Raw genomic sequence first — 8,616 nt, 5'->3', positions numbered from 1 at the left:
GCGGCCGACGGCACCGTCTGGGGCGTCAACGCCAACGCCGAGATCTACCGCTACACCGGCGACCAGCCCTAACCAAGTAAGCCTGCGCCCCGCCGCCCCAGATGGCGGCGGGGCGTTCCTGGCTACTGCTCCCCCAGCCCGGACAGCTGAAGCCCCGATTCCCGGCAATGGAACAGCGAGGACCGAGGCACTGCGTCTGCCCCGGTCCTCGCCGTATGGACTCAGGCGAGGTTGATGTTCTCCGCCTGGGGGCCCTTCTGACCCTGGGTGACGTCGAACGTCACCATCTGGCCCTCCTGGAGCTCACGGAAGCCCGTCGAGTTGATCGCCGAGTAGTGAGCGAAGACGTCCGGGCCGCCGCCGTCCTGGGCGATGAAGCCGAAGCCCTTCTCCGCGTTGAACCACTTCACAGTTCCCGTAGCCATAGCTGATGCCTTCCAGTCGATGAACGCCGCCCACACGGTGTGGGAGGCGGAGGTGATCGCCCTGGTTCCTGCGGCACAGCACAGCAAAAAAGCCCACGCCGAAGGCATGGGCAAAGGGGGAAGATCCGAACCACGACAGCTAACCGGGACGGTACACGCCCGCACCCGCTGTGACCTCAGGAAACGCCTCACGCCCCAGGGGGAAGTGACCGTCAGGACGAGGGAGGTACGGCGCGGGCCAGAGGTTCGAGGTCGCCGCAGAAGGCGGCGGCCAGTTCCCGGGTCCGCAGTTCGCCGTCTACGTCGTACAGCACGACGTAGACGGGGTCGGCGATGGAGTCGGGGCGGCTCTGCCGGGAGTCGATCAGGTGCCCGACGGCCTCGCGGACGGCGTCGTGCACCGTGGTGTCGAGGGTGTGCCGCAGTGCGGTGAGCACGTCGGCCTTCACCGTCCACCGCGGGCCCTGGCACTCGATGGCGACGAACACAGCCTGCTGCTCCTTGGCCGCGCTGTACGCGGTGGTGAAGGCGTCCATGCCCGTCGCGTCCGGGATCCGGTCTGCGGGGCAGGGGATCGGCAGCGGCTGCATGAGCAGCATCCTCGCAGGAGATAAGGAGGCGCTTGGCGTTGACGCGGAGCGTGTCCTTGTCCGCGGTGGAGCGTTGGGCTCGTGACACATGTGCTGGCCCGGGCGCCCCACGTCGGGGCCGGTGCGGTCCGCGGTCCCGCTTCCGCGCTCTGGCGACGGGGCCGCGTCAACGGCCCGTCGGCTTCCCCTTCCCGGACCGTTCCGCCGAAGGCCAGGGTCTCCCTCGGGACCGGGGCCTTCGTGCTGCCGGGCACCGGGTCAAGCGCGGCGCGGGTTGCGGCGCCGGTGCTGGCCGGACACGGCAGAGGGGCGGTGTCCCGTGCTGGGTGACACCGCCCCTTCCAAGCCCTCAGTGCTCAACGGACGGTCAGGCCATCAGTAACGACGTCGGTAGACGTCGTGGCGGGCGCCCCAGACCAGGCGGCGTAGCAGTGCCGGGAACCATCGCAGACGAGCACTCTTCGGCCGGATCCCCGAAACCCACGGGCGGGGATGCCTCCAGAGCTTCCGGAACGCGCGGCCGGCTCCCGTCCTCGCTCTTTCCATCATCTCGCTGACCGTCGTGGTGCGAGTGCGGGATACACATCCCTTGGGGAGAAGAGCGTTCCTGTTCCGTCGGGTGGGACGAGCCAGGAGAGCCCGGGCACTCTTCGGCCGGGGTCGGGCACGGCCAGCCAGGTTCCGGTTGTCAGATAGCGGGCGGTCCGCTCCAGCCTTGCTGCGGGACCGCCTGGGGTCATCAGGAGCACGAGTTCCTGGCGGCTGCTGTCGCGAAGCACCGGGCCGCTCCTCGGCTGCCCGCAGCGAGCCACGGCGTTGAGCAGGCTGTGTCCCAGGTCTTCCGGAACTGCCAGGGCGTCCCAGAGCCGCCCCGCCGGCAGGAGCACCACACCCCGTGCGCTCAGTCTCCATTCACGCAGACACGCGGTGGGGTCGTCACAGGCGGAAGCCAGCCACCGAACCGACTTCAAAGAGGGATTCATCTGCTACCTCGTTCCCTGGATCAGCCGATGAAGGGGGCCGACTATCCCGGACCAGGAGCGGTATGGGCAGGGAGGCGGGACGTGGCGGATTCAACCGGCCGATTCTTGTGATGTGTCAGGGGTTGCCAAACCGGTTGAGCCACCGCCGGAGGGCGATGTGGGTGGTGTCGTCGAGCGAGCACAGGGCCTCGATGGCGTCGAGGTCGCCCGGCAGGGGCGCGATACCTGCCGTGGTGAGGGCCGCGTGCAGGTCCAGCCGGCGGCGGTCGGCCGGCTCCAGACGGATGGACAGGCGGCTCGAAGGCACAGGCGCAGGCAGTGGGCAGTCGCCGAACTCCATCGTGCCGTGGGCCGTCGACGTCTCCTCGTGCCAGTCGTCGGTGAGCATGGCAGGGAAGCGGTACGGGTCGAGATCCAACAGTGCGGTCGGAGTCGTCGTAAGAGCCTGGATCCCCGCCATGAGTGCCTCCTCAGTCGTCGTGCAGCTGCAGGAGACGACAGCACAGGGACTGAGAACAGTTGCGACACCAGAGGACATCCACCCGGATGTCCCCAACGCCATCTCGTCACAAGAGAGATGAACCGACGGCTGCGGCCGACAACGGACAGGCCACACCTGCCGCCTCGAGTGACCAACCAGCACGCACACGCCGGCACCCTCGGCGTGCCGCGGCCAGGAGCGCGGGCACCGCGAGGGCCCGGGGTTCAAGGCCGCCATACAGGGCGCGGCCAGTTCCCCTGCCCGGGCCCGGGACTCGTCTTCCACGTCGTGAAACAGGAAGTAGACGGGGCCGGCAGAGGAGTCAGGGCGGATCTCGCGGGAGTTCCGCAAATCGTTCCTGCGGTGAATGCCCTCGGCCGTGCGGGTGAGCGTCGCTGCTACGCGGCTTCGGTGCCGGTGAGAGGGCTGGTAGAACGCCGGGGACGTTCCCGCTGTAGTGAAGGGTGTGCGTGATGGGCCGAGGCCTGATCGTTGTGGATGTGCAGAAGGACTTCTGCGAGGGAGGCAGTGTGCCCGTCGCGGGCGGCGCGCGGATCGCGACCGCGATCGCCGACCTCATCGAGCAGAGCGCAGACGGCGACTACCAGTACATCGTCGCCACCCGGGACCACCACATCGACCCCGGCAGCCACTTCTCCGACACCCCCGACTTCAAGGACAGCTTCCCCGTCCACTGCGTGGCCGGCGGAGAGGGCGGCGACTTCCACCCCAACTTCGCCCCCGCCGCCACCGGGGGCAAGATCGACGCCGTCTTCTTCAAGGGTGCACACAGCGCCTCCAAGAGCGGCTTCGAAGGAGCCGACGAACACGGCACCTCCCTCACCGACTGGCTGCGCGCACGCGAAGTCGACCCCGTCGACGTGGTCGGCATCGCCACCGACCACTGCGTGCGTGCCACAGCGCTGGACGCCGTAAAGGCCGGCTTCCGCACACGGGTACGCCTGGACTACTCCGTCGGCGTCGCCCCCGACACCACGGCAACCACCCTCGAAGACTTCCGCCAAGCGGGCGTTACCGTTTCCGGAACCGTCCCTGCCTAATCCGGACGAACCGCGACGTGCCCTGGCTGGGGGCAAGGACCTGCACTGCGGCCGCCGCACCCACATCCACGCGTACGAGCACGCCGCGCGGCTCGCGCGCGGTCTGTTGGGTGAAGAGGAGGGCGATGCCTTCGAGCTGCGCAACCAGGCCGACGACTACTTGCACCGCTCCGGGTAGAGGCAGGCATCAGGCCCGCTCATTCGGCGGCAGACTTGTGATTCTGGCCTCGCTTGAGGGTTGCTCTACTCTTCGCCGTACGCCTACGCCGCTGATTTTAGGCAGGGGCGCTCCGCCTCAGCCGGTGATTGCAAGGCTGGGGGCTGTCGCGGTTCGCTAGAGCGGAGGGGTGTCGCCGGAGCTTGGCGGACGTCCTTGGTCCCCAATGTCTACGTTCCGGCCTCAGCGAGGGCTTCGAGATGCCCCTGGCACCCGACGCACTGAGGGGCCGACGGCACTTGACCGTTCAGCGCATTCCCGGGTGGCTCGTGGCCCTGGTCACCACGGTTGGCGGGGCGGCGGGGGCATGGAGGGCTCAGCGGTAGCCCGCGGTGGCGCCTGACCGGTCGAGGATCGCGCTGGGTGGGTCTCGGTGAGCCGTTCTCGGCACCGGGCAGGGCGGGCTGCGGGTCAGGTGGCGGCGTCGAGGAGGTGGGCGCCGTTGTTGCGGACGTTGTTGACGGCCGTGGAGACAGGCCCGGCGTCGAGCCGGCCGTCCGCGGGCCGGCTGAGCAGGGCGCGGAGGTCGTCGGTGTGGTGGTGGCTCGGGTCGAGCCAGGCGTCGTAGTGGTTCGGGGTGAGGGTGAGGGGCATGCGGGGGTGTACGCGGCCCGCCGCGTCGGTGGCCTCGGTCGTGATGATCGTGCAGGTCGTCAGCCAGGCGTCGGGGTCGTCGTCGCTGGTGATGTCGGGGTTGCGCCAGTACTCATAGAGTCCCGCCATGGCCATCACCTGACCGTCGGCGGGGTGGATGAAGTACGGCTGCTTGCGGGTCTTGCCCGTCGTCTCGTCCCTCACCGGCTCCCATTCGTAGAAGCCGTCGGCCGGCAGCAGGCAGCGGCGTTTGGCGAAGGCGCGTCGGTAGGCGGGCTTCTCGTGCACGGTCTCGACCCGGGCGTTGATCATCCGGGACCCGACTTTCGGGTCCTTCGCCCACGACGGCACCAGACCCCACCGCAGCGCCCGCAGTTCACGGCGTACCTCGTCGCCGTCGTCCCGAGCGGTGCGTTCCAGGACCGCGTAGACCTCGTCGGTCGGCGCTACGTTCCAGCTGGGCGCCAGCGTCTCGGCAGGGTTCCAGTCGGTGACCTGGAAGAGCCGGGTCAGGTCCCCGGGACCACGGGTCGAGGTGTAACGGCCACACATGAAGCCACTCTGCCACGGAACTCTCAGGCCGGAACGACGACAGGGAGGGGACGCTCATGTCTCACGACAGCGGGCGATCGGCGCGGAGCGGGTCGCACGTCGGGTCGCCCGTGCGGCGACAACGGGAACCTCTTCCTCTACACCCGAGGCATGACCGCCAGGACCAAGATCGGCTGGGGCCGGAACGGCCTCTCCACGTTCTGATCCCCCCGACATCAGCAGGCGCTCCGCCCCCACTCCCCCGGGGGCGCCGTCGTCATCTCGCGCTCGACCTCGCCCCCGACCTAGGCGGTGTCTGACAAATGATCGTCCAGCTGGCTCACGAAGCCGTGTGGTCCGTAGCCTGAAGAGCCAGAAGGCCGCCCACTGCGGCGACACGAACTATCCGGGCGGCTCGGCACCTTGAGCCGGACCAGCTGGCTCCCCGGTTCCGGGAACCGGGGAGCCAGCTGGCAGGATGACCGAATGGACCACGACACCGCCCCCACCCGGGGCGACCAGGATCGTCGTCGTGCGACCCGTCCGCCGCCGGTGAGTGAGGCGCTGAAGCAACTCGCCGCGGCTTCCCCTTCCGACACCGCAGAATTCGAGCGGGCGCTGTCCGGCCTGGCGAAGGTGTGCGCGGAGGCACCAGCTGAGGCCCTTGAACTACTCGTGGCGGCTACGTCGGCACCGGAAGCAATGTTGCGGCGGGCGGGGATCGAGGGCCTCGGCATCTTCGGCCCCGACGCCGTGGCTCACGCGCCGATCATCGTCGCCGCACTCTCCGATTCGGATCCCGATGTGCGGGCGGCAGCACCCTCTTCCCTCAGCACCGTGCTCAGGCGGAACGAGCCTGAAGAAAAACTCCGCGCCGCCGTTCGCCGGGCAGTTGAGCAGTCAAGCAGTGCTGGCCGACCGACAGGCAGGCAGCCGGGACATGTCCTGAGTGATCACGTGGCTGGATCGCGGAGCCAGAGGATCAGAGCGGCCAGGACGAGTCCGGAGCGGTAGCGGTCGGCGAGTTTGTCGAAGCGTGTGGCGATCGCACGGAACTGCTTGAGGCGGGCGAAGCACCGTTCCACTACGTTGCGGCCCGCTGATGGTCGCGCAGGCATTGCAGTGCGGCGTACCGGGCGAGGGCTAGAACATGGTGTTGTCGTTCTTGGAGGTGGGCGGGATCACCTGGAGGACGTCCCAGTGTTCGACGATCTTGCCACCGGCGTTGAAACGGAAGATATCGATGCCAGCGTACTCCTCGTCGGGCCAGGTTTGGTGGCAGTGCAGGATCACGTGGTCGCCGTCAGCGAAGGCACGCTTGACCTCCACCCGCTTGCCCGGGTACTCGGCTGCCATGCGCTCGAAGTAGTCGACGAACGGCTGCTTGCCGTCGCCGACGTGTGGATTGTGCTGGATGTAGGTGTCGCCGGCGTACTGGTCGATGGCCTCGGCGGGGCGGCACTGGTTGAACATCAGGTCGTAGAACGCCTGCGCCGTGGCCTTGTTCTTCTCCGGGTCGCTCATGTTGCCACCGTAGGGTCGGCCGCCAAGTGCAGCACGGCGAGTACGTCGAGCAGGTGGTCGACCCCGACGAACCGCGGCCGCCCCCTGCGACAGCGAAGCGGACGACCGGGTCCCGTTTGTGCAGGTCAGCGCTGCAACGCGCAGGCGTGTTGCAGCGCCGGTGTTGCACGGCCGGGCGGGTGGGTTGCAGCGGTGGCACGATCGTCACCACTTCGGGTGGCGCGTTCGTCGCGGGCGGGGGTGCCTTGCCGGGAAGCACGCACCCCTGTGGCCCGGAGCGGCTATACCGGAGCGGAGCCACCCTGCCCACCATAGGAGAAGGAGTCCACCACCTCATGCCCGACGCCGGTTACACCCCTCCCGCCACCCGTGCCGCCCGCGTGATCACGATCGTCGCCGTCGTCCTCGGCATCGCCTACATGGGCTTACGAGCTGGTGCGTGATAGCGGGTGAGGCGTCCGGTCAGATCGCCTGGAGGGCACCGGTGGCCGGGCTGCACCTTCTGGCCGATGGTGTTTTTGTGGTGCATCGAGCAACCTCCCCGACCCTGAGAGCACGTCGGCTGAACGCCCGCCGGAGACGCTCGCCGGCCGGCGCACCGCCGGGCACTCCGCGGCGGCCACGTGGCCTCGGCGACGCCCTCCCGCCCTGGGCGACGGCGTTGTCGGCCCTCGCGGCAGCGATCGGCCTGTTCTTCAGCGCCACGGTGGCGGCGTCAAGCGTGGACGCGACACGTAGACAGCTGGACCAAGACGAGCGGGGCCAGGCCGGACGAGTCGGCTACTGGATCGAGTGGTTGGACGAGGTCCCCGAGACGGTCACCCTCGTGAACCGCTCACTCGATCCGGTGACCAGCGTCGAGCTGTGGTGGTATGCGCCGGACGCGGGTATCGACCTGGCCGAGCATGAATGGGTTTTCATGGGCTTCGAGACCCTCCCGCCCAGCACCCGGCTGGTCATCACCCCCCGCGAGATCGACGACTATCTGAGCACCTTCTTTGGAATCAAGCAGGGCAGGGCCCTCCTAAAGGCGATCCAGTTCGTCGACAGCGACGGACGGCAGTGGCTGCGCGACCCGATGGGGCTCCGTGCGGCCGAGCACAAACCGCAGTCGCCGGAGGAGGAGGGTGGCTTCTCGTCGAACGGCCAGTGGTTCGCTGAAGGTGAGTTCTCCCGCCGAGAGCCAGCCGAGCACTGTGACAAATGAGCACCACCTGACGGATACGGCCGGAACCCAGGGGTCGGCGTCGTGCGGTACTCACCGCCCCAGTCTCCCCGGCGCCCGCGCCTCGGCCTTGCTCAGGTCTGCCTCTTCGTACGGCTATCGCGTACGTAGAGGTGTCGGCGTACGGATCCGGCTCGCCCACAAGGTCTGACCAGCACAAACGCTCATGATCGCGGACAGGGGTTCACACCTCCGGCAGTACCTTCGGTGCAACTCCGGGCCCCCTGTGCAGACACCTGTGGGGGCACCTGCCGGTGCAACCCTCCCGGGCGGCGAACAGGCCGGAGACGGAGCGGGCTTGCCCACGGCCGCAGCCCGGGTACGCAAGGTGGCGCGCCCGGGTCGCGGACCGTGGGGGCCCCTTTACCGGCGGCGGACCAGGGTCAGGGCCATCAGCGCGGTGCCGGATGCGGCCACGGCGGCGAGGGCGTCGATCGTCTCGCGCAGGGCGGGGCGCTCGTGCAGGACGCAGCCGAGGAACAGCAGGGCGAGCAGGATCACCGCTCCGTGGCGGCGCAGAAAGGTCACGGCGGGCTCCGCGGCCCGCTCGGGCGCGGGCAGCTGGACGGACTGCTCGGCGGGCTGCTGGGTGGAGTCGGACATGGAGTTCCCCCTGGGACGAGTGTGAGATAGGCCGGTCGGTCGACGCGGCGATCCGCACTCTCAAGGAGGAGAGGGTTAGCCGCGCAACTCCCCGGCGCTCTCGGCTGCGAGGAGACCGCATTCAATAGATCCGGGCTTGTGGCCTGGGTTTTCTCGCGGGTGGGCAAGCCTCAGGCGACCCTGGGCAAGCCTTGAATACGGCCGGTACCACGGGTATGGGCAAGCCCCGCAACTCGTACAAGGACTCCGGGCGTGCGGGGCGGGTGGGCCGGTTCCTGCCCGGTCCTGCACCTCGGCGGGGCGGGGCGTTCAACGGTCCTGGGGTCTGCCGGAAAGGGGGGAATCCGGCAGACCCCAGGACTGCCAGAGCGGTCCCATGCGC

At 68.8% G+C, this 8,616-nt stretch carries 8 protein-coding genes and 1 pseudogene; 2 read left to right on the top strand and 7 right to left on the bottom strand.

The window, feature by feature from the left end; translation table 11 throughout:
• Window positions 1-221: 221 nt before the first annotated feature.
• From IO20_RS0133770 to IO20_RS0133760, 3 genes are all read right to left on the bottom strand, one after another.
• Window positions 222-425, bottom strand: a complete 204-nt coding sequence (locus IO20_RS0133770) for a cold-shock protein (protein ID WP_030556983.1) — start codon at window positions 423-425, stop codon at window positions 222-224.
• A 212-nt stretch (window positions 426-637) separates the two neighbouring features.
• Window positions 638-1,015: a hypothetical protein gene (locus IO20_RS0133765; protein ID WP_030556981.1), complete on the bottom strand. Its 378-nt coding sequence runs from the start codon at window positions 1,013-1,015 to the stop codon at window positions 638-640.
• Between the two features lie 1,098 nt (window positions 1,016-2,113).
• Window positions 2,114-2,458: a hypothetical protein gene (locus IO20_RS0133760; protein ID WP_030556979.1), complete on the bottom strand. Its 345-nt coding sequence runs from the start codon at window positions 2,456-2,458 to the stop codon at window positions 2,114-2,116.
• A 494-nt stretch (window positions 2,459-2,952) separates the two neighbouring features.
• On the opposite strand from IO20_RS0133760, the gene IO20_RS0133755 reads away from it, so the two are divergent.
• The gene (locus IO20_RS0133755) at window positions 2,953-3,540 is read left to right on the top strand and encodes an isochorismatase family protein (protein WP_030556977.1); all 588 of its coding nucleotides are present in this window, start codon (window positions 2,953-2,955) and stop codon (window positions 3,538-3,540) included.
• Between the two features lie 628 nt (window positions 3,541-4,168).
• Here IO20_RS0133755 and IO20_RS0133745 read toward each other — a convergent pair.
• From IO20_RS0133745 to IO20_RS0133735, 3 genes and pseudogenes are all read right to left on the bottom strand, one after another.
• On the bottom strand, window positions 4,169-4,903 hold the full coding sequence (locus tag IO20_RS0133745; RefSeq protein ID WP_030556973.1) for an SOS response-associated peptidase: 735 nt from the start codon (window positions 4,901-4,903) through the stop codon (window positions 4,169-4,171).
• Between the two features lie 932 nt (window positions 4,904-5,835).
• Window positions 5,836-5,979, bottom strand: a pseudogene (locus IO20_RS39340) (IS5/IS1182 family transposase); the annotation flags it as partial.
• Window positions 5,980-6,025: 46 nt separating this feature from the next.
• Complete coding sequence (locus IO20_RS0133735; protein WP_030556967.1) at window positions 6,026-6,406, bottom strand: nuclear transport factor 2 family protein; 381 nt, start codon at window positions 6,404-6,406, stop codon at window positions 6,026-6,028.
• A 484-nt stretch (window positions 6,407-6,890) separates the two neighbouring features.
• On the opposite strand from IO20_RS0133735, the gene IO20_RS0133725 reads away from it, so the two are divergent.
• Window positions 6,891-7,613, top strand: a complete 723-nt coding sequence (locus IO20_RS0133725) for a hypothetical protein (protein WP_157850866.1) — start codon at window positions 6,891-6,893, stop codon at window positions 7,611-7,613.
• A gap of 381 nt (window positions 7,614-7,994) precedes the next feature.
• On the opposite strand, the gene IO20_RS40600 is transcribed toward IO20_RS0133725, so the two are convergent.
• Complete coding sequence (locus IO20_RS40600) at window positions 7,995-8,234, bottom strand: hypothetical protein (protein WP_030556963.1); 240 nt, start codon at window positions 8,232-8,234, stop codon at window positions 7,995-7,997.
• Window positions 8,235-8,616: the final 382 nt, after the last annotated feature.

The sequence above is a fragment of the Streptomyces exfoliatus genome, assembly GCF_000725545.1.
In the GTDB taxonomy this organism is placed as follows: Bacteria; Actinomycetota; Actinomycetes; order Streptomycetales; family Streptomycetaceae; genus Streptomyces; species Streptomyces exfoliatus.
The sequence above is the reverse complement of the archived record's forward strand: the minus strand, read 5'-3'. Positions and strand labels throughout refer to the sequence as shown.

Bases quoted from the DNA above. Each gene is read 5' to 3' on its own strand.
- IO20_RS0133770 (WP_030556983.1), bottom strand. From the start codon at position 425: ATGGCTACGGGAACTGTGAAGTGGTTCAACGCGGAGAAGGGCTTCGGC.
- IO20_RS0133765 (WP_030556981.1), bottom strand. From the start codon at position 1,015: ATGCAGCCGCTGCCGATCCCCTGCCCCGCAGACCGGATCCCGGACGCG.
- IO20_RS0133760 (WP_030556979.1), bottom strand. From the start codon at position 2,458: ATGGCGGGGATCCAGGCTCTTACGACGACTCCGACCGCACTGTTGGAT.
- IO20_RS0133755 (WP_030556977.1), top strand. From the start codon at position 2,953: ATGGGCCGAGGCCTGATCGTTGTGGATGTGCAGAAGGACTTCTGCGAG.
- IO20_RS0133745 (WP_030556973.1), bottom strand. From the start codon at position 4,903: ATGTGTGGCCGTTACACCTCGACCCGTGGTCCCGGGGACCTGACCCGG.
- IO20_RS0133735 (WP_030556967.1), bottom strand. From the start codon at position 6,406: ATGAGCGACCCGGAGAAGAACAAGGCCACGGCGCAGGCGTTCTACGAC.
- IO20_RS40600 (WP_030556963.1), bottom strand. From the start codon at position 8,234: ATGTCCGACTCCACCCAGCAGCCCGCCGAGCAGTCCGTCCAGCTGCCC.